Source organism: Bradyrhizobium sp. NBAIM03, from assembly GCF_020194055.1.
GTDB lineage: Bacteria > Pseudomonadota > Alphaproteobacteria > Rhizobiales > Xanthobacteraceae > Bradyrhizobium > Bradyrhizobium yuanmingense.
On the sequence record NZ_JADYVS010000002.1, the window covers coordinates 1 to 19,467 of the forward strand.

A 19,467-nucleotide genomic window follows, 5' to 3' on the forward strand; every position below is an offset into this window, starting at 1 on the left:
AACCATAGTCGATGCGTGGGGCGGGCTCAATCTGCCGGTCCGAAGTGGCCGCGACGAAGGTGTCAGGTGGGAACGACGTTCCATCCTCCGTCATTGCGAGCGCAGCGAAGCAATCCAGAGTCCCCCCGGCGGAAAGACTCTGGATTGCTTCGCTGCGCTCGCAATGACGATGTGGATGGAGCGAAGCCTTACCGCAGCGGCTTCTTCAGCAGCGAGAAGCGGTCCGGATCGAGGCCCATCGAGGGCTGCAGCATCGGGGCTTCGACGCTGGACATCGTCTTCGCGGGCGGTGCCGAGAACACGGGGTCGTTCGGCACGTCGCGCTGCGAGGTGGCGCCGCGCCAGCGTTCGAGCACGGCGCTGACGAAATGCATGTCGTGGCCGGAGGTGACGGAGGGCACGCTCGAGATGGTGGCCTCGCCGCGCGGCAATTGGTGCGGCGGCACCTCCTTGAAGCGCAAGCGGGTCGGCAGCGCCACGCCTTCGCCGAACGCCAGCACCTCGCGGGTGCCGAGCGACGGCACGAAGGAGAGCAGGTTCGCGGCGGCGTCCGACACGGCGGCGCGCAGCAGCGCCTGGTCGCGGTCGTTGGCGAGGCGCATCGTGAACAGCGTGTTGCACTGGGAGATGATGGTGGCGTCGAGCTCGGCGGGGCGCTGGGTGATGAGGCCGAGATAGACGCCGTATTTGCGGCCTTCCTTGGCGATGCGCGATACCGCCTTGCGGGTCGGGCCGAAGCCGATGTTGCGGTCGGCGGAGGCGTAGCGGTGCGCCTCTTCGCAGACGAACAGCAGCGGCGAGACGCCGTCGCTCCACAGGCCGAAATCGAAGGCCATGCGGCAGAGCACGGAGACGACGGAATCGATCACCTCGGCCGGGAAGCCGGCGAGCTGCATCACCGTCATCGGCTTGCCGTTGGCGGGCAGGCGGAACAGATGGCTGATCACCTCGGCCATGGTGTCGCCGCCGACATTGGCGTTGTCGAACATGAAGGCGTAGCGCGGGTCGTTGCGCACGGCCTCGATGCGCGAGATCAGCTTGTGATAGATGATGCGCGAGGAGCGGTTCTCGAGCTTGCCCATCCGCTCGTCGATCAGCGACAACAGGTCGACCAGGCGATAGGGCACAGGCGTATCGACGGTATAGCCGATCTGCTTGGGATCGATGCGCTTGAGGCCGATGCGGTCGGCGTTCTGGTACTGGGTGTAGACGCCTTTGGCGAGCGGGATCACCTCGGCGAGGATGTCGAGCTCTTCCGGCACGCCGGCGCGGCCGCCGAACAGCACGTCGACGATTTCCTCGAAGTTGAACAGCCAGAACGGCAGCTTCAGGTTCCGCGGGTTGAGCACCAGCGCGCGGTCGCCGAAGCAGCGGCCATATTCATTGTGCACGTCGAGCAGGAAGATGCGCAGGTTCGGCCGCGCCTTCAGGATCTCGTTGAGCAGCAGCGAGACGCCGGTCGATTTACCGACGCCGGTCGATCCCAGCACGGCAAAATGCTTGGACAGCATTTCCTCGACGTCGACATAGGCGATGACCGAGCGGTCCTGCTGCAGGAAGCCGACATTGATCTGGTCCGAGCCGGTCGGCGCGTAGATCGTGCGCAGCTCCTGGCTCGTGATCAGGTCGACGGCATCGCCGATGGTCGGATAGTTAGTGACGCCGCGCTGAAATTTGGCCTTGTCCGCGGCATTGAGGATCTCGCCGAGCAGGTCGACGGAGGCGATGGCAATGTAATTGTCGGAGCTCGACAGATTTTCGCAGGAGACCTCCGTGATCATCGCAACGATGACCGAGCTGGCGCAGCGAATGCTGACGAACCGGCCGACGGTGGCCCGCACCTCCGAGATCGGCATCCGGCTTTCCGCCAGAAGCCCAACCCGGGCGAGCGATCCGCGAACCGAAATCACGCGTCCAAAGGATGTCACGATGAATGAACCTGGCAAGAGCAAGGGGAGTTGCCCGGACTATGCGCGGCCGTCGCTGCACAAACGGTTAAACGCCGGACGCGCCGGCTCCGTTAAATCCGCGGTAATTCGGTCGGGAGCCTCGCCGCCAATGCCTGCTTATTGGCAAAATCGCCGGGAAAATGCTGCATTTTCCGGACCTTTCAGGTGAGATGGTCCTTAAGGAAGAGTTTACCATTCGGGCAGGCTGCCCGTCTCGTCCGGAGGCCGGCGGTCAGGCGCCGATCGCAGCAGAATACCGGCTGCTTTGTTGACTGGACCTAATGATTTGTACATTAGTACAAATGAGGTGCCGCGCCGAAAGCCCCGCGTCCGCTCCAGGAGGAAGCCATGCAGCCCGAACCGATCCTCGACCTTGCCCATCTCGGCCACATGGAGCTGCTGACGCCGAAGCCCGACGAGAGCCTGAAGTTCTTCGTCGATGTCATGGGCATGACCGTCAGCGGACAGAAGGGCGAGTCGGTCTATTTGCGCGGCTGGGACGATTACGAGCGCTATTCGCTCAAGCTCACGGCGTCGAAGACCTCGGGCATGGGCCACATGGCGCTCCGTGCGCGCAGCCAGCAGGCGCTGGAGCGGCGCGTCGCCGCGCTGAAGGGATCCGGCTTCGACATCGGCTGGATCGACGGCGACATGGGGCAGGGGCCGACCTTCCGCTGCCGCGACCCCGATGGCCACATCGTCGAGCTCTATTACGAGACCGAATGGTATCAGGCGCCGCCGGAGCTCAAGCCCGCACTAAAGAACCAGGCGCAGCGCTTTCCGGCGCGTGGCGTCAACGTCCGCCGGCTCGATCATCTCAATTGCCTCGCCGTCGACATCAAGGCCAACCGCGAGTTCTTCGAGAATTACCTCGGCTGCCGCCTCACCGAGCAGATCGTACTCAACGACGGCCGTGAGGCCGCGATGTGGCTGACGATGTCGAACAAGAGCTACGACTTCGCCTATTCGCTCGATCACTCGGGCGTGCCGGGCCGCTTCCATCACGTCACCTACGCGCTCGACAGCCGTGAGGAGATTCTGCGCGCCGCCGACATTTTTCTCGAGAACGGCGTGCACATCGAGACCGGGCCGCACAAGCACGCGATCCAGCAGACCTTCTTCCTCTATGTCTATGAGCCCGGCGGCAACCGCGTCGAAGTCGCCAATGCCGGCGCGCGTCTCATTCTCGCGCCCGACTGGAAGCCGATCGTGTGGACCGAGGAGGAACGCAAGAAGGGCCAGGCCTGGGGATTGAAGACGATCGAGTCCTTCCACACCCACGGCACGCCGCCGGTGGAGGTGAAGCACGACTAGCGTATTCACGCAGTGTCATTCCGGGGCGACGCGAAGCGGCGAGCCCGGAATCCATAACCCCGGCTGGTGGGTATGGATTCCGGGCTCCCTCGCTATGCTCGGGCCCCGGAATGACGTTAGTGGGTCGAACTTCGCACCCGCGAGATCGTCTCGCGCACGCCGGTCCAGGCCGGCTTGTCCGGCGCGAACTGCTTGCGCAAAAACGTCACGAGCTCCTCGACCTGTGCATCGCTCATGCTATTCCCGAACGCGGGCATGTAGCCGAGATCGCTGGAGACTGGGTCTGCAATGCCGTGCAGGATCACCTGCACGAGATTATCCGCCTTCGTGCTGTGAACGTTGCTGTTGAGCGCGAGTGAGGGCCGCGTGCCGAACAGCGGCAGACCGCCGACCTCGTGGCAGACCGCGCAGGCGCCTTGATAGAGGCGCGCGCCCGCGGAGGAGGCGACGGTCACTTCCGTTGTGCTTTCGAGCTTGGCGGCAAGCGCATCCTGCGCCTGTTGGTCGACCGCCGTGTCATTGAACGAGTTGAGATAGACCGCCATCGCCCGGATGTCCTGGTCGGGCAGAGCCTTGAGGTCCCGGACAACAGGCGCCATCGGGCCGGCCGCAACGCCGTGGTAACGCGAATGGCCCGTGCGCAAATAGGCGTAGAGCTCATCCTCGCTCCACGGGATCGGCGCGTGCGAGAGCGACGTCAGCGCCGGCGCTTCCCAGCCCTCGGCGAAGCCGCCGGCGAGATAGGCGTTGCGTTGCTCGGCGCCCAGCGCGTTGCGCGGCGAATGGCAGGCGCTGCAATGGCCGAGTCCCTCGACCAGATAGGCGCCGCGATTCCATTGATCGGACTTGGCGGGATCAGGCTTGAACTCCTTCGTGTCGTGGAACAGCGCATTCCAGCCCGCGAGCAACGAGCGGAGATTGTAAGGGAAGGCGAGTTCGTTCGGCGGTGCCGTCCCACGCACTGAAGGCTGCGCCATCAGATACGCATAGAGCGCCTGCATGTCCGCGTCGCTGGTCTTTGCAAAATGCGTGTAGGGAAAAGCGGGATAGAGCTGCCGTCCGTCGCGATGCAAGCCATCGCGCATGGCGCGCTCGAAGGCCGGATAGGACCAGGCACCGATCCCGGTCTCGACGTCGGGCGTGATGTTGGTCGAATAGATCGTGCCGAATGGCGTCTCCAATGCGCGGCCGCCGGCGTTGAGCGCGCCGCCAATGCTGGTATGGCACTCCGCGCAATTGCCAAGCGCTGCAAGCTGCTCGCCGCGGGCGATGGTCGCCGCGGAATAGACCGACGCGTCGGGCCGTGCGATCGGCGCAATTGCGCGACCTGGAAGGAGCGCCGCACCGATGCCGATGGCAGCGGTGCAGACGGCTGCGATCGCTGCAGCGATACCGGCGCGCCTGGCGAACGGATTCGCCCAGACCCGGGAGGGCCGCGATGCCGCCGGTGCGGGCAGAGCCTGCGGCGTCACCGCCGCATCGCCGCGCAGACCCTTGAGGATTCGCTCAGGCGTGAACGGCGGCTCGCGGAAGCGCACGCCGGTGGCATCGAAGATGGCGTTCGCGATCGCCGCTGCGCTCGGCACCGAAGCAGACTCGCCGACGCCGAGCGGCGGCTGGTCCTGCCGCGGCAGCATCAAGACGTCGATCTTGGGTACGTCGGGGAAGGGGATGATGGGATAGGCGCCCCATTCGCGCGCGGCCACCGTGCCGCGCTCGAACGACACCTCTTCCATCAGCGCGCGGCTGGTGGATTGGATGACGTTGCCCTGGATCTGGTGGCGCACGCCGTCCGGGTTAATCATCAACCCGGAATCCTGCCCCGCGACGACGCGCGTCACGCTGACGTCGCCGGTCGTCTTGTTCACCGCGACGTCGGCAACCCAGGCCGACCACGCCGCGCCATAGCCCGGAAACTTGCTGTGGACGTAGAGCGCGTAGGCAAAGCCGCGGCCGTGCACGACCTCGCCGTCCTTCTCCTCGCGAACGGGGCGGGGCGTCCAGCCCGCGCGCTCGGCCACAGCATTGACGAGATCGACAGCGCGCTGATCCTTCAGGTAGCGCAGACGATATTCGATCGGATCGACGCCGGCTTCGGTTGCAGCCTCGTCGATATAGGATTCATGCGCGAAGGTGTTCGGCAATGCCGAGACGCCGCGGAACCAGGAGGCCCGCACGATCGGCGGCGTGTCGTGGGCGACGACGCGCATGTGCTCGTAATCGTAAGGAGGGATCGCGGTGCGGTCGCCCATCTGGAGCACGGTGGGCTCGGGGGAGATGCGACAGGTCAGCAGCAGCGCCAGCGTCGGAGCGGCGTTCGAGGGGTAGCGCGTGGCGAGATCGTAAGCGGCGATGCTGCCGTCAGCGTCGAGGCCGCCATTGACGTCGATGAGCTGCGCGGTGCCCTTGGGCTCCCAGGCGTGCTCCTGCTCGCGCGTCAATTGCACGCGGACGGGACGGCCGACGGCGCGCGACAGCAGGAGCGCATCGGCGGAGACGTCGTCGGCGCAGTTGCGACCGTAGCAGCCGGCGGCCTCCAGCCGGATCACCTCGATCTCGCTCTCGGGGCGCTCGATCAGCAGCGCCAGGTCGCCGCGCAGCACGTGCGGGTTCTGCGTGCCCGACCAGACGCGGATGTTGCCGTCCTGGAAGTCGGCGACGGCGCAGGAAGGGCCGATCGAGGCGTGCATCTGATACGGCCAGACGTAAGTGCGCTGCATCGGCTTGGCCGCGCCCGATATCGCCTTGTCGACCTCGCCCTTGTCGATCAGCGTGCGCGGCGTCGATGGATTGGCACGCAGGGCGGTCTCGACATCGCCAAGATCGGTAAGCGTCGGCGTCGGCTTCCAGCTCACCTTGAGCTGCTCTGCCGCACGGATCGCATTCTCCTCGCGCTCGGCGACGACGCCGACGAAATCGCCGATCCGCACCACGGCGACAAGGCCGGGAATGTCGCGCACGGAGGATTCGTCGACCGCAATGAGGCTGGTGCCGACGAACGGTCCGGCATCGACGCCAGCATAGGGCGGCCGCACCACGCGGCCATGCACCATTCCTGATACTCGGACGTCGTGCACGAAAGTCAGCTCGCCCGTGGCTTTAGCAGGTAGATCGACGCGCGGCACCGACTGGCCGACGATCGCGTAATCGCCGACAGGCTTGAGCTCGACGTCATCGGCGAGCTCGAGGCGGATCGCTTCGTCGCCGATGAGCTCGCCATAGCTGACGCTGCGATTGTCGTGGCCGCGAACGAGTCCGTCCTCGATCTTGAGCTCGGCTTCGGGCAAGTCCAGGCGTTCCGCCGCGCGCGCGATCAGAAAGTGCCGCGCTTGCGCCGCGGCCTTCCGCAGCGGCACGGCCGTGATCTGGATGGTCTCGCTCGCAATCGTCGCGCCCTGGTTCGGCACCAATGCCGTATTGCCGAGCACGACGACAACGCGCGCAAAGGAGACGTCGAGCTCTTCGGCGACGATCTGGCCCAGCGCAGTGCGGATGCCGGTGCCGAGATCGACATGGCCGTTATAGGCCGTGACCGAACCGTCCGCGGTGATGCGGACGAAGGTCTCCGATGTGACCTCGTCCACGCTGCGCGCGACGACGAGCGAACCCGCACGCTCAGCTCCGTTCGTAACAAAGGACGCCATCAATCTGCGGCCTCGGTGAGCTGGCCCGATGCGCGCATCACTGCGCGAAGGATCTCGACATGCGTGCCGCAGCGGCAGAGATTGTAGCGCAGCGCCGCCAAGGCCTCCCGTTCGGTCGGCCGCGGGTTGATCGCGAGCAACGCCTTGGTGGTCATGATCATGCCGTTGAGACAATAGCCGCATTGTGCGGCCTGCTCGTCGATGAAGGCCTGCTGCACGACGTCGGGCTTGTCGCTTGTGCCGAGGCCTTCGAGCGTCACGATGTCGCGCCCGGCGCAGCCGCTCACCGGAATCACGCAGGAGCGTGCCGCCAGTCCGTCGATCAGGACAGTACAGGTGCCGCATTCCCCCAAGCCGCAGCCGTATTTCGGGCCGTTCAGCGCGAGATCATTGCGCAGCACGTAGAGCAGCGGCGTGTCGCGCGCTGCCGTGACCTCGTGGATCCTGCCGTTCACGGTGAGGCGGATCGGTGTCTGCGTCATCCTCGTTCCCAAGCCCAAGACGATATCCAAGATCATGCAATCGCGAAAATTCGTCGCTGCGACGATACCGTTTGTACACAAACGTGCAAGCCATGCATGCCGCACTGCAGCGCGGTTGCCTTCTTTGTGGACAGGGCGGATAGGCAAATGAGGTTTTATGCGGCAGTGGCATCTTTTGCGCTGCACCGCCGCTTGACAGCCCCGGGGCAGCGCGCGCAACATCGTTCGTATACGAATGATAACAGCGGTGTCCGCCGGCTCCGACATGGTGACAGAAACGACGAGCGCCGTCATCGACAAGATCCGCTGCGATGCTTGTCCGGTGATGTGCTACATCAAGCCGGGCGCGGCGGGCGCCTGCGATCGCTATGCCAATCACGACGGCAAGCTCGTCCGCGTCGATCCGCATGTCATCCTGGAGCGTACCGTTTCTCATGGCGGCAAGCTCGTCCCGTTCAGCCGCACCGAGGACTGGGACGGCAACATCGTCCATGAGCCCTCGACTTTCGTGACGGCGATCGGGGCAGGCACGACCTATCCCGACTACAAGCCGGCGCCGTTCATCGTCTCTGCGGAGGTCGACGGCGTCGACATGGTGACGGTCGTCACCGAGGGCATCTTCTCCTATTGCGGCATCAAGGTGAAGATCGACACCGATCGCTATCTCGGCCCGGAGACCGCGACCGTGCGCGCGCAGGGCGAGGCGGTCGGCCATGTCACCACCAGCGAATACGGCTCGCAGATGCTCTCGCTAGGCGGCGTGCATCATCTCACCGGCGGCTCCAAGAAGGAGGGCCGCGTCACCTGCGACACGCTGATGGACCTCGCCAATTGCAAGGCGGTCGAGCTCACCATCGATGGCGGCGCCACCGTGGTGGTGCAGGCCGGGCAGCCGCCGATCGTCAACGGCGTGAAGGAAGAGCGCATGCGCGTCGGCTGCGGCTCGGCGACGATCGGCATGTTCGCCAAGCAATGGCACGGCAAGGTGGACGAAGTCGTCGTGGTCGATGACCACATCACCGGCGTGCTCAGCGAGCATCAAGCGGGCAAGCTGCTCGACATCGCCGACACCGGCATCAAGATGAAGGGCCGTCGCTCGACGCCCGGCCGCTATTTCCAGGTGGCCGATCCAGGCACGGGCTGGGGCGGCACCAACATCTCAGATCCCCTGTCGATCCTTGGCCCGTTCGATGCCAAGGAAGCAAAGCCCGGTCTGACCATGCTGATGGTCTCCACCACCGGAGAGCATTCATCCTATTACGTGCTCGACCAGGCCTTGAAGCCGGTCGAGACCGAGATGCCTGACGACTTGAAGTTCTCGGTCGAGCGCATCCAGGAAAATTGCGAGCCCGCGTTGTGCACGGTGTTGTTCATGGCGGGCGCGGGCGGCTCCTTGCGCGCTGGCGTCACCGACAACCCGGTGCGGCTGACGCGCTCGGTGAAGGATGCGCTGACGCGCGTCACCAGCGGCGGCGCGCCGGTCTATGTCTGGCCCGGCGGCGGCATCACCTACATGGTCGACGTGACGCAGATGCCGTCAGGCGCGTTCGGCTATGTGCCGACACCGGCCCTGGTCGCGCCGATCGAATTCACCATGAAGCTGTCCGACTATGCCGCGCTCGGTGGCCACATGGATTATGTGAAGCCGCTCTCCGAGGTGCAGAGCGGCGACGATGTCCGCCAATTGCCCTGGCAGAACCCGATTCCGGGGCCTCGCACATGACCAGGCGCCCGCAAATCGCATTGCTGTCTGATGGCCGGCGGCTGCATTTGCAGGATGGACCGATCGATCTGATCGTGGAGGCGAGGGGACGTACGGATGCGGTGCGGGTCGCCTATGAGGCTGCGGCGCTGCGGTTCACTGGATTGCTCGACGAGCTTTGCGCGGAATTGCCAGGGCTGCGTACGGCGGTCGAGGAGAAGACCTCGCTGAAGGGCGTTGTCGCCCGCCGCATGCACGCTGCCGTCGCGCCTTATGCCGCCGATTGCTTCATCACGCCGATGGCGGCCGTTGCCGGCAGCGTCGCGGAGGAGATTCTGGCCGCGATGCTGCGCGCTGCACCGCTCGATCGGATTTACGTCAACAATGGCGGCGACATCGCGCTGCATCTCGGTGTGGGCGAGCATTTTTCGGTCGGCCTGATGGATCGTCCCGACCACGACGGCGTGATGCGGAGGATGCGGATCGATGCGAACGATCCGGTGCGGGGCGTCGCGACCAGCGGTCGGCACGGCCGCAGCTTTTCGCTCGGGATCGCCGATGCCGTGACCGTGCTGGCCGCAACCGCTTCGCAGGCCGATGCGGCCGCGACCGTGATCGCCAATGCCGTCGATCTGCCCGGGCATCCCGCAATCATCCGACAGCCTGCGAACGAGCTTCAGCCCGACAGCGATCTGGGCGCGCGCCTCGTGACGCGCGGTGTCGGCGAGCTGTCTCACAATGAGATCGCCGCCGCGCTTGAATCTGGCGCGGAATGTGCACGGCAATTGTTCGATCGCGGACTGATCGAAGGTGCCGTGCTGCGGCTTTGTGGTGATATGCTTGTCATCGGAACAAAGGATATAGAAGAGCAACGATCGCGCCCGCGTGTGCTGGAGAACGCGGTCCATGCCTGAACAGGGAAGCGAAACATGAGCGCGATCATCCGCAAGATCGTCACCGTCGTCGAAGAGACGCAGATGGAGATGGGACGCCAGGTGTCGCCGCCGACCCGGCGTGCCGCCGCGATCGCCGTGATCGAAAATCCTTTCGCCGGAAAATATGTCGAGGATCTTTCGCCGCTGATCGCGATCGGCGAGGAGCTGGGCGAGCTCTTATCGAAGCGCGCGGTGGCGGCGCTCGGCATCGATGGCGCCAAGGCACATAGCTACGGCAAGGCCGCGGCCGTCGGCGAGAACGGCGAGCTGGAGCATGCCGCCGCAATCCTCCACCCCAAGATGGGCGCGCCGGTGCGTAAAGTTCTGGGGAAGGGCGCGGCGCTGATCCCGTCCTCGAAGAAGCGCAGCGGCCCCGGCACGACCCTGGACATTCCGCTGGGGCACAAGGACGCAGCCTTCGTCCGCAGCCATTTCGACGGGATGGAGGTACAGATCAACGATGCGCCGCGCGCCAACGAGATCATGGTCGCTGTCGCCGTCACCGACAGCGGCCGTCCGCTGCCGCGCGTCGGCGGGCTGACGGTCGCGGAGATCAAGGGCGAAGACGGTCTGAGATAGAAGTCGTAGGCGAGTTCAAATTGGAGGTTGGGATGCGAGCAAGAAATACTATCGTCGGCGCGGCCTTCGCGCTTCTGGCAGGCGGCATGGCGCATTCGGCCCTGGCGCAGGACATCAAGATCGGCGAGATCAACAGCTATTCGCTGCTGCCGGCATTCACCGAGCCCTATCGCAAGGGCTGGCAGCTTGCGGTCGAGGAAGTCAACGCGGCCGGCGGCATCAACGGCAAGAAGCTCGTCGTCATCTCCAAGGACGACGGCGGCAAGCCGGCGGACGCGCAGACCGCGGCCAACGAGCTCGTCTCGAGCGAGGGCGTCGCGATGCTCGCGGGAACGTTCCTGTCGAACATCGGTCTTGCGGTCTCTGACTTCGCCAACCAGAAGAAGGTGTTCTTCCTCGCGGCCGAGCCGCTCACGGACGCCATCACCTGGTCCAAGGGCAACAAATACACCTTCCGCCTGCGTCCCTCCAACTACATGCAGGCGGCGATGCTGGTGGAAGCTGCCAGCAAGCTGCCGGCGAAACGCTGGGCGACGATCGCGCCGAACTACGAATACGGCCAGTCGGCGGTCGCGGTGTTCAAGAAGCTGATGTCGGAGAAGCGCCCCGACATCCAGTGGGTCGACGAGCAATGGCCGCCGCAGGGCAAGATCGACGCCGGCCCGGTGGTGCAGGCGGTTGCCGCCGCCAACCCGGAAGCGATCCTCAACGTCACGTTCGGCGCGGATCTCGTCAAACTCGTGCGCGAAGGCAACACCCGCGGCCTGTTCAAGGGGCGCGAGGTCGTCTCCTTCCTCACCGGCGAGCCCGAATATCTCGACCCGCTCAAGGACGAGACGCCGGAGGGCTGGATCGTCACCGGCTATCCCTGGTACTCGATCAAGACGCCCGAGCATGACGCGTTCCTGAAGGCGTACCAGGCCAAGTACAACGACTATCCGCGTCTCGGCTCGATCGTCGGCTACCAGACCATCAAGTCGGCCGCCGCGATCCTGGCCAAGGCAGGATCGACCGATCCGGAGAAGCTGATTGCCGCGGCGGAGGGGCTTACGATGCCATCGCCGTTCGGCGAGATCACCTTCCGCAAGATCGACCACCAGTCGACGCTCGGGGCCTTCGTCGGCAAGACCGCGCTGAAGGACGGCAAGGGCGTGATGGTGGACTCGTCTTACAAGAAAGGCGCGGACTATCTGCCCAGCGATGCCGAAGTCGCGAAGTTGCGTCCGAAGGATTGATACAACAGAGACCGGGGCCTTCATGGTTCGAGACGCGCGGCGTCGCCGCGCTCCTCACCATGAGGGTCCCGGACCTCATCCTGAGGAGGCGCGGAGCGCCGTCTCGAAGGATGAAGACCAGCACCGAGACCTAACCAACCCGGACCGCCGATGGCCTTTTACGTCGTACAGTTTCTGACCGGTCTCGCCAGCGCAGCGTCGCTGTTTCTGGTGGCCTCGGGCCTGTCGATCATCTTCGGCGTGACCCGGATCGTGAATTTCGCGCATGGCGCCTTCTACATGATCGGCGCCTACATCGCCTTCACGCTGACCGAGCGCTTGTCCGGCGCGTTCGGCTTCTGGGGCGGCATCGTCCTGGCCGCGTTCGCGGTGGCGCTGATCGGCGTCATCGTCGAGATGGTGCTGCTCCGGCGCATCTATCATGCGCCCGAGCTGTTCCAGCTGCTCGCGACCTTCGGCCTGACCTTGATGGTCGAGGATCTCGTCGTGCTGATCTGGGGGCCCGACGATCTCGTCGGCCGCCGCGCGCCGGGCTTCAGGGGCGCGATCGATTTCTTCGGCCAGAACATTCCGAGCTACGACCTGTTCCTGATCGTGCTCGGTCCCGTCGTGCTCGGCATTCTCTGGCTGCTGTTCCAGCGCACGCGCTGGGGCGTCTTGGTGCGCGCGGCGACGCAGGATCGCGACATGGTGGCCGCGCTCGGCGTCAACCAAAAGTGGCTGTTCACGTCGGTGTTCGCTGTCGGTGTCTTCCTGGCAGCGCTCGGCGGCGCGCTCCAGATCCCGCGCGATGCCGTGCACCACGCCATGGACCTGCGCATCATCGTCGAAGTCTTCGTCGTGGTGGTGATCGGTGGCCTCGGCAGCATCGTCGGCGCTTTCGTCGCGGCGGTGCTGGTCTCCGAGCTGAATGCCTTCGGCATCCTGATCTTCCCGAAGATCTCGATCATTCTCGTCTTCCTGGTCATGGCGGTGGTGCTGATCGTGCGTCCCTGGGGCCTGTTCGGCAAGCCGGAGGCGGCCGCGCGCAAGACGCCGGGTCTCACCGTCAATCCCTGGCGGCCGCTGACCTCGAACGAGCGGCTGATGGCGCTTGCGGCGCTGATCGTCGCGGCCATGCTGCCGCTGTTCGCCGGCAACTATCTGCTGACCGTGGGCTCGGAGATCGCGATTTTCGTGATCTTCGCCGTCAGCCTGCACTTCCTGATGTCGGTCGGCGGCCTCGCATCGTTCGGTCACGCTGCCTATTTCGGGCTCGGCGCCTATGGCATCGCCTTCCTCGCCAAGATGGCGGGACTTCCGATGATCGTCTGCTTGCTGCTCGGGCCGCTGCTCGGCTGCATGGGCGCGGCCGTGTTCGGCTTCTTCGCGGTGCAGCTCTCCGGCGTCTATTTCGCGATGCTGACGCTCGCCTTCGCGCAGATCGTCTGGTCGATCGCGTTCCAGTGGGTGGACGTGACCGGCGGCGACAACGGCATTCTCGGCCTCTGGCCGTCGAGCTGGGCGGCAAGCCCGTCGCGCTTCTACTGGCTTTCGCTCGGCGTCGTGGCGCTGGTGACCGTCGCGCTGCGGGCCATGGTGTTCTCGCCGTTCGGCTACGCGCTTCGTGCCACGCGCGACTCGGTTCTGCGCAGCGAAGCCATCGGCATCGATGCCAAGCGCATCCAGTGGACCGCCTTCGTGATCGCCGGCACGACCGCCGGCATCGGCGGCGCCTTGTTCGCCTACCTCAAGGGTAGCGTGTTCCCCGACAATCTCGGCATTTCGCTCTCCGTCGACGCGCTCGTCATGGTGCTGCTCGGCGGCGTCGAGACGGTCTCGGGCGCGGTGATCGGCGCCATCGTCTACAAGGCTTTGAACATCTGGCTGGTGAGCCAGACCGATCTGTCGAAGCTCGTGCTCGGCGGCTTCATCATGCTGATCGTCGTCGTCTTCCCCAAGGGCATCGTCGGCACGCTGGAGATGCTGGCGCAGCGCCGCAAGAAAGCATCGCCGCCGGGATCACCTTTGCTCGCCAAGCCGATCGAGTCTGCCGAATGAGCGTCGCACCTCCACTTCTCGCGGTCGAAGGCCTGACCAAATCCTATGGCGGCATCCATGCCGTGCGAGGCGTCTCGTTCTCGCTGCGGGCCGGCGAGATCCTGGCGCTGATCGGGCCGAACGGCGCCGGAAAAAGCACCTGCTTCGACATGCTCAACGGCCAGAACATGCCTGATAGCGGCCACGTTCGCCTGCTTGGCGAGGAGATCACCGGCCGGAAGCCGCGTGAGGTCTGGCGGCTCGGCGTCGGCCGCACCTTCCAGATCACCGCGACCTTCGCCACCATGACCGTGCGCGAGAACGTGCAGGTCGCGCTGATCTCGCACGGCAAGCAGCTGTTCAATCTGTTCGGCTCGGCGCCGAAGTTCGATCGCGACGAGGCCGGCCGCCTGCTCGAGCTGGTCGGCATGGGCGGCTATGCGGACCGGCCCTGCGGCGAGCTTGCCTATGGCGATCTCAAGCGGCTCGAGCTTGCGGTTGCGCTCGCCAATCAGCCCAAGCTGCTGCTGATGGACGAGCCGACGGCCGGAATGGCACCGCGCGAGCGCGTCGAATTGATGCGGCTGACCGCGCGCATTGCCCGGGAAAAATCCATCGGCGTTCTCTTCACCGAGCACGACATGGACGTGGTGTTCGAGCATGCCGACCGCATCCTCGTGCTCAACCGCGGGACGTTGATCGCGGAGGGCTCGCCGGCCGAAGTGCGCGGCAATCCCCAGGTGCAGGCGGTCTATCTCGGCGAGGGCCTTGTCTACGATGCCCGGCACCGCGAGGGAGCCTCCACATGAAGCTCACGGTGCAAGACCTCAACAGCCATTATGGTCCGGCGCATATCCTGTTCGACATCGGCTTCGAGGTCGGCGAGGGCGAGGTGGTGGCACTGCTGGGACGCAACGGCGCCGGCAAGTCGACCACGTTCCGCTCGATCGTCGGCCTCGTCGCGCAGCGCTCCGGCCGCATCACGTTCGAGGGCAAGGACGTCTCGACGAAACCGACGCACGAGATCGTGCGCGAGGGCCTCGGCTACGCGCCGGAGGAGCGTCGCATCTTCACGGACCTGACCGTCGAGGAAAACCTCGAAGTCGGCCGCCAGCCGAAGCGTCCGAACGCGCCGCACTGGACGCGCGAAAAGCTGTTCGCGCTGTTTCCTAACCTCGGCGAGATGAAGAACCGCCCGGGCGGACGAATGAGCGGCGGCGAGCAGCAGATGCTCACCATTGCGCGCACGCTGATGGGCAATCCCTCGCTGGTGCTGCTGGACGAGCCGTCGGAGGGCCTGTCGCCGAAGATCGTGGAGCAGATGGTTGATGCCATCCTGACCATGAAGAAGGAAGGCGTCAGCATCGTCGTCTCCGAGCAAAATCTGCATTTCGCGCGGCTGATTTCGGATCGCGCCTACATCATCGAGCGCGGCCGCATCTGCTTCGGCGGCACCATGGCCGAGCTCGACGCGCGCCCGGATATCCGCGACGCGCATCTGTCGTTGTGAGGCAAGGGGAAGGGCTGCGAACGGATGGCGAGAAGCGTTGCGGCAAAGAAAAGTGTCAAACCGGCGAAACCGCCTTACGTGCTCGACGAACAGGTCGGCTTCATCCTGCGCCAGGTCTGGCAGCGCCACAGCTCGATCTTCGCCCGCGACATCGGCACCAATCTGACGCCGACGCAATGGGCGGCGCTGTCGAAACTGGCCGAGACCGGGCCGTGCTCGCAGAACCAGCTCGGGCGCCTGACGGCGATGGACGTCGCGACCATCAAGGGCGTGATCGATCGTCTCACCGCGCGCGGCCTCACCGAGACGAGCCAGGATCCCGAGGACGGCCGCCGCCTGCTGGTGAGCCTGACCCGCGCCGGACAGCAGCTTGCCGAAAAGCTGGCGCCGAACGCGCTGGCGATCACCCGCGAGACGCTGGCGCCGCTCGAGGCGAAAGAGCGCGAGACGCTGATGATGCTGCTGAACAAGCTCAGGTGAAGGTTTCGTAGGGCGGGCAGAGCGAAGCGTGCCCGCCATCCTTTCTCGAGTCGCAAAAATCGTGGGCACGGCACTTCGCGCCGTTTGACCACCCTACGGCAGTTGAACAAGGTGCCGGAACTGGCGACTAACCTTGATGAAGGGTTTATCGAGGTTTTGGTCATGAGAGTTGCGACGCGCTTTGCGGTTGTCTTGAGTCTTGGTGCCGTGCTCGCCGGCCAATGCGCTCCCGCCTTGGCGGCGCAGCCTTACGAAGGCTTCTGGGCCTCGACCAAAAAGGACTGTCGCAACGAGGACAGTCCCAACCGCATGAGCATCGAGGGCGGCAATCGCCTGTACTGGTATGAGACGCGGTGCCGCGCCAGCCAGATCACGGCCGACGGAAGGCTCGGCTGGAAAATGAAGCTGGCCTGCGAAGGCGAGGGCGAAAAATTCCGCTCCAATCCTCGCGTCTCCGTCGCTGCGGATGGCAGGCTGGTGATGGACAACGGTCCAGTTGGGCGGGCCAAGCGCCAGACCTATGTGCGCTGTGAGATTGCGAAGAAGCGCTGATCTCTTACGTCTTTCCCGGCCATTTGGCGCGGTAGCGGATTTCGCTGCCGTCACCAAGCCGCCGCCACGTTCCGAATTCCGGCGTATGCGGCGCGCGGGCCGTCAAATCGATCGGATAGATCCGGCTCGGCTGGCCCTGGATGTTGATGGCGAGCTGCCGGTGCGAGGTTCGAAACGCCAGCTCGACTTCGCCGGCGATAACCGCCTGGTCGCCATCGCGATAGAACGCGGCCGGACTGACTTCGCCCGGCATGGTGTTGATGTCGGTTTGCAGTTCGATGGTGATGTCCTGCGCCGATGTTGGCACCGTTACTCCCGCCGGAAAGCGGACCTCGAACACGAGCAGGGGATTGGCGCCGTTGCGGTTGAGCCAGGGCGTTGCGGTCGCGTATGCGTACGCAATGTAGGCGCCGAGGCCGGCGGTGCAGAGCAGGGCGACGATGCCGAGCGACTTCAAGCTGTTCCGCGCGACGCCGCCGACGCCTGCGTCCTGCCCTGCATTTTTGCCTGAACGCGTCACGAGCCAATTGGCGAGGACCGCGCCGGCGATTGCACCGGTGGGCGAGTAGACGAACAGTCCCAGCAGACCCGATGTGATCGGGTCCGCACGGTTGCCGACATCGAGGAGAGAAAACAGCACAAAGATCGCGATATAGCCCGCCACCGCGCCAGCGACGCCCACGGCTATCCGTGATGGGTCCTTCATGTCAGCCTCGATGGTCGAACAATGAACTGCCGCCGCCGAGGGCTGCCTGCGTTAGACGCAACAGGCTTGCGACTTGTTCAATGCCTTCGAGGGACGGTGCGAGCGGCGGGCCGCTCCGGCTGCATCACTTCGCCACCACCTCCGGCACCTTGCCGGCGGGCGGCGTGTTGCGGCTGCGCTGGGTGCGGACGATGCCGTCGATGATGGTCATTCCGATGCCGGGGAGATCGCCGAGCTGAACGCTCTCCAGGATGTTCTTGCCCGGCGAGTGCTGGGCCTTGTCCATGATGACGAAGTCGGCGGAGCGGCCGACCTCGATCAGGCCGCAGTCGAGCTGGCGCATCCGGGCGGTGTTGCCGGTGGCAAGGCAGAATGCGATCTCGGCCGGCAGGTCGCCGAGCGAGGACAGCATCGAGACCATGCGCAGAATGCCGAGCGGCTGCACGCCGGAGCCGGCGGGCGCGTCGGTACCAAGGATGACGCGATGCAGGTCGCCCATCTCGCGGGCGGTGCGCAGCGTGAACAGGGCCGAGCGCTCATTGCCGTTGTGCACGAGCTCGAGGCCGCGCTTGCAGCCCTCGCAGATGCAGCGGATCTGGTCGTCGGGCAGAGCAGTGTGGCCGCCGTTGATGTGGCCGACCACGTCGGTGTCGGCCTCAAGCACCACGTCCTTGTCGATCAGGCCGGAGCCGGGGATCGACGGGCCGCCGGTGTGGATGGTGCTCTGGATACCGTATTTGCGCGCCCAGCCGACCATCTTCCGCGCGGTCGGGCCGTCCTTGACGCCGCCGAGGCCGACCTCGCCGAGCAGCTTGACGCCGTTCGCGGCCATCTCCTTGAAGTCTTCTTCCACCATCTCGCATTCGATCACCGGCGCGCCGGCGTGAACCTTCACCCCGCCAGGACGCAAGGTCCAGAATGCGCGCTGGGCGAACACGGCCATGGCCTTGAGGCCGACGACGTCGCGGGGTCGGCCAGGCATGTGCACCTCGCCGGCGGAGATCATGGTGGTGACGCCGCCGTGCAGATAGCTGTCGATCCAGTTGATCTGGTTCTGCCGCGGCGTCCAGTCGCCGGCGACAGGGTGGACGTGGCTGTCGATCAGGCCCGGCGCCACCGTGGTGCCGTTGGCGTCGACGATGGTGGTGGCGCCTTCGGTATTGACCTCCTTGAAGCGGCCGATCGCGCTGATCTTGCCGTTCTCGGCGACGATGGTGTCGCCGTCCAGGATCGGCTTTTCCAAAGCGCCGGACAGGATCAGGCCGATATTGCGGATCACCAGCTTCGAGGGTCCGGTGGCCTGGGGTGCGTCATGCGCCATGGAAGGGGCTCCTTATTCCTAACTGCAACGCTTCCGATCTTGGGCAGCCTTGACCGCGGGATCAAGCCGGATTATTCATTAGTATACGAATGATCGTGTACAAACGACGCATAGCTGCCGGCCTCGGAACCGCAATCGACGCGACAGGGAAGGTGAGATGAGCAATTTCAATCAAGAAAGCGTTTTGAGCGTCCACCACTGGACCGATACGCTGTTCTCCTTCAAGACCACCCGCACCCCGACCTTCCGCTTCCGCAACGGCGAATTCACCATGATCGGGCTCAGGGTCGGCGAGAAGCCGCTGCTGCGGGCCTACAGCGTCGCCAGCGCCAATTACGAGGACACGCTGGAGTTCTTCTCGATCAAGGTGCCGGACGGACCGCTGACCTCGCGCCTCCAACATCTGAAGGAAGGCGACGAGATCATCGTCAGCCGCAAGGCCACCGGCACACTGGTGATCGACAATCTGGAAGAGGGACGTAACCTCTACCTGATCGGCACCGGCACGGGTCTTGCGCCGTTCCTGAGCGTGATCAAGGATCCCGAGACCTATGAGCGGTTCGAGAAGGTGGTGCTGCTGCACGGCTGTCGGCACGTCAAGGAGCTCGCCTATGGCGAGATGATCACCGAGCATCTGCCGAAGGACGAGCTGCTCGGCGAGTACATCCAGAACCAGCTGATCTACTATCCGACCGTGACGCGCGATCCCTTCCGCAATCGCGGCCGCATCACCGATCTCATCACCTCAGGCAAGCTGTTCGCCGATATCGGCCTGCCGGTGCTGGAAGCCGCCCATGACCGCGTCATGATCTGCGGCAGCCCGGCCCTTGTGGCGGACACCCGCGTCCTCCTGGGTGAGCGCGGCTTCGTCGAGGGCAATCACGGCGAGCCTGCCCAGTTCGTGGTAGAGAAGGCCTTCGCCGAGCGCTGAAGCGTTTTCGAGCGAAGTGGATACCGGTTCGCGTCAAGAAGACCCGCCCAAATAAGAATCTAGGGTCCCGTTGCGGGGCTCCAGATCCGGAATTTCTGCGCGAGAAGA

16 protein-coding genes are annotated in these 19,467 nt (G+C 65.0%); 11 read left to right on the forward strand and 5 right to left on the reverse strand.

Annotated elements, in window-relative coordinates; translation table 11 throughout:
- Window positions 1-188 precede the first annotated feature (188 nt).
- On the reverse strand, window positions 189-1,928 hold the full coding sequence (locus tag I6F21_RS02600) for a DUF87 domain-containing protein (protein WP_036001369.1): 1,740 nt from the start codon (window positions 1,926-1,928) through the stop codon (window positions 189-191).
- 369 nt (window positions 1,929-2,297) lie between these two features.
- Here I6F21_RS02600 and I6F21_RS02605 point away from each other — a divergent pair, with 369 nt between their 5' ends.
- A complete protein-coding gene (locus I6F21_RS02605) occupies window positions 2,298-3,263 on the forward strand; it encodes a catechol 2,3-dioxygenase (RefSeq protein ID WP_036001365.1) in 966 nt (321 codons plus the stop codon).
- A gap of 116 nt (window positions 3,264-3,379) precedes the next feature.
- Here the strand turns inward: I6F21_RS02605 and I6F21_RS02610 are convergent, their stop codons facing one another.
- Both I6F21_RS02610 and I6F21_RS02615 read right to left on the reverse strand, forming a co-directional pair.
- The gene (locus I6F21_RS02610) at window positions 3,380-6,907 is read right to left on the reverse strand and encodes a molybdopterin cofactor-binding domain-containing protein (RefSeq protein ID WP_225140158.1); all 3,528 of its coding nucleotides are present in this window, start codon (window positions 6,905-6,907) and stop codon (window positions 3,380-3,382) included.
- Complete coding sequence (locus I6F21_RS02615) at window positions 6,907-7,389, reverse strand: (2Fe-2S)-binding protein (RefSeq protein ID WP_225140159.1); 483 nt, start codon at window positions 7,387-7,389, stop codon at window positions 6,907-6,909. The genes I6F21_RS02610 and I6F21_RS02615 overlap by 1 nt, the downstream gene beginning before the upstream one ends.
- A 265-nt stretch (window positions 7,390-7,654) precedes the next feature.
- On the opposite strand from I6F21_RS02615, the gene I6F21_RS02620 reads away from it, so the two are divergent.
- The 9 genes from I6F21_RS02620 (at window position 7,655) to I6F21_RS02660 (ending at window position 16,401) form a co-directional block, all read left to right on the forward strand.
- A complete protein-coding gene (locus I6F21_RS02620; RefSeq protein WP_225140356.1) occupies window positions 7,655-9,112 on the forward strand; it encodes a 6-hydroxynicotinate reductase in 1,458 nt (485 codons plus the stop codon).
- Window positions 9,109-10,005 (forward strand): UPF0280 family protein, encoded by an 897-nt coding sequence (locus tag I6F21_RS02625; RefSeq protein ID WP_225140160.1) that lies wholly within the window; start codon window positions 9,109-9,111, stop codon window positions 10,003-10,005. The genes I6F21_RS02620 and I6F21_RS02625 overlap by 4 nt, the downstream gene beginning before the upstream one ends.
- Before the next feature lie 15 nt (window positions 10,006-10,020).
- Window positions 10,021-10,605, forward strand: coding sequence for an amino acid synthesis family protein (locus I6F21_RS02630; RefSeq protein WP_025035619.1), 585 nt, complete (start codon window positions 10,021-10,023; stop codon window positions 10,603-10,605).
- A 32-nt stretch (window positions 10,606-10,637) separates the two neighbouring features.
- Window positions 10,638-11,840 carry an ABC transporter substrate-binding protein gene (locus I6F21_RS02635; protein WP_225140161.1) on the forward strand — a complete coding sequence of 401 codons (1,203 nt, stop codon included), beginning with the start codon at window positions 10,638-10,640 and terminating at the stop codon, window positions 11,838-11,840.
- 150 nt (window positions 11,841-11,990) lie between these two features.
- Window positions 11,991-13,880 (forward strand): ABC transporter permease, encoded by a 1,890-nt coding sequence (locus I6F21_RS02640; RefSeq protein WP_225140162.1) that lies wholly within the window; start codon window positions 11,991-11,993, stop codon window positions 13,878-13,880.
- Complete coding sequence (locus I6F21_RS02645; protein ID WP_036001349.1) at window positions 13,877-14,668, forward strand: ABC transporter ATP-binding protein; 792 nt, start codon at window positions 13,877-13,879, stop codon at window positions 14,666-14,668. The genes I6F21_RS02640 and I6F21_RS02645 overlap by 4 nt, the downstream gene beginning before the upstream one ends.
- Window positions 14,665-15,369, forward strand: a complete 705-nt coding sequence (locus tag I6F21_RS02650; protein ID WP_225140163.1) for an ABC transporter ATP-binding protein — start codon at window positions 14,665-14,667, stop codon at window positions 15,367-15,369. The genes I6F21_RS02645 and I6F21_RS02650 overlap by 4 nt, the downstream gene beginning before the upstream one ends.
- A 24-nt stretch (window positions 15,370-15,393) precedes the next feature.
- Complete coding sequence (locus tag I6F21_RS02655) at window positions 15,394-15,849, forward strand: MarR family transcriptional regulator (RefSeq protein ID WP_036001344.1); 456 nt, start codon at window positions 15,394-15,396, stop codon at window positions 15,847-15,849.
- Window positions 15,850-16,011: 162 nt separating this feature from the next.
- A complete protein-coding gene (locus I6F21_RS02660) occupies window positions 16,012-16,401 on the forward strand; it encodes a hypothetical protein (RefSeq protein ID WP_036001342.1) in 390 nt (129 codons plus the stop codon).
- A 4-nt stretch (window positions 16,402-16,405) separates the two neighbouring features.
- Here I6F21_RS02660 and I6F21_RS02665 read toward each other — a convergent pair whose 3' ends face one another.
- Entirely contained in the window at window positions 16,406-17,107 is a 702-nt protein-coding gene (locus I6F21_RS02665) for a hypothetical protein (protein WP_036001338.1), read from the reverse strand.
- Between the two features lie 124 nt (window positions 17,108-17,231).
- On the reverse strand, window positions 17,232-18,428 hold the full coding sequence (locus I6F21_RS02670) for an amidohydrolase family protein (protein ID WP_036001335.1): 1,197 nt from the start codon (window positions 18,426-18,428) through the stop codon (window positions 17,232-17,234).
- 157 nt (window positions 18,429-18,585) lie between these two features.
- Here I6F21_RS02670 and I6F21_RS02675 point away from each other — a divergent pair, with 157 nt between their 5' ends.
- A complete protein-coding gene (locus I6F21_RS02675) occupies window positions 18,586-19,359 on the forward strand; it encodes a ferredoxin--NADP reductase (protein ID WP_036001332.1) in 774 nt (257 codons plus the stop codon).
- Window positions 19,360-19,467: the final 108 nt, after the last annotated feature.

What these genes read in the sequence shown, in the direction of transcription:
- I6F21_RS02605 (WP_036001365.1), top strand. Translation starts at nt 2,298, where the DNA reads ATGCAGCCCGAACCGATCCTCGACCTTGCCCATCTCGGCCACATGGAG.
- I6F21_RS02610 (WP_225140158.1), bottom strand. Translation starts at nt 6,907, where the DNA reads ATGGCGTCCTTTGTTACGAACGGAGCTGAGCGTGCGGGTTCGCTCGTC.
- I6F21_RS02615 (WP_225140159.1), bottom strand. Translation starts at nt 7,389, where the DNA reads ATGACGCAGACACCGATCCGCCTCACCGTGAACGGCAGGATCCACGAG.
- I6F21_RS02620 (WP_225140356.1), top strand. Translation starts at nt 7,655, where the DNA reads ATGGTGACAGAAACGACGAGCGCCGTCATCGACAAGATCCGCTGCGAT.
- I6F21_RS02625 (WP_225140160.1), top strand. Translation starts at nt 9,109, where the DNA reads ATGACCAGGCGCCCGCAAATCGCATTGCTGTCTGATGGCCGGCGGCTG.
- I6F21_RS02630 (WP_025035619.1), top strand. Translation starts at nt 10,021, where the DNA reads ATGAGCGCGATCATCCGCAAGATCGTCACCGTCGTCGAAGAGACGCAG.
- I6F21_RS02635 (WP_225140161.1), top strand. Translation starts at nt 10,638, where the DNA reads ATGCGAGCAAGAAATACTATCGTCGGCGCGGCCTTCGCGCTTCTGGCA.
- I6F21_RS02640 (WP_225140162.1), top strand. Translation starts at nt 11,991, where the DNA reads ATGGCCTTTTACGTCGTACAGTTTCTGACCGGTCTCGCCAGCGCAGCG.
- I6F21_RS02645 (WP_036001349.1), top strand. Translation starts at nt 13,877, where the DNA reads ATGAGCGTCGCACCTCCACTTCTCGCGGTCGAAGGCCTGACCAAATCC.
- I6F21_RS02650 (WP_225140163.1), top strand. Translation starts at nt 14,665, where the DNA reads ATGAAGCTCACGGTGCAAGACCTCAACAGCCATTATGGTCCGGCGCAT.
- I6F21_RS02655 (WP_036001344.1), top strand. Translation starts at nt 15,394, where the DNA reads ATGGCGAGAAGCGTTGCGGCAAAGAAAAGTGTCAAACCGGCGAAACCG.
- I6F21_RS02660 (WP_036001342.1), top strand. Translation starts at nt 16,012, where the DNA reads ATGAGAGTTGCGACGCGCTTTGCGGTTGTCTTGAGTCTTGGTGCCGTG.
- I6F21_RS02665 (WP_036001338.1), bottom strand. Translation starts at nt 17,107, where the DNA reads ATGAAGGACCCATCACGGATAGCCGTGGGCGTCGCTGGCGCGGTGGCG.
- I6F21_RS02670 (WP_036001335.1), bottom strand. Translation starts at nt 18,428, where the DNA reads ATGGCGCATGACGCACCCCAGGCCACCGGACCCTCGAAGCTGGTGATC.
- I6F21_RS02675 (WP_036001332.1), top strand. Translation starts at nt 18,586, where the DNA reads ATGAGCAATTTCAATCAAGAAAGCGTTTTGAGCGTCCACCACTGGACC.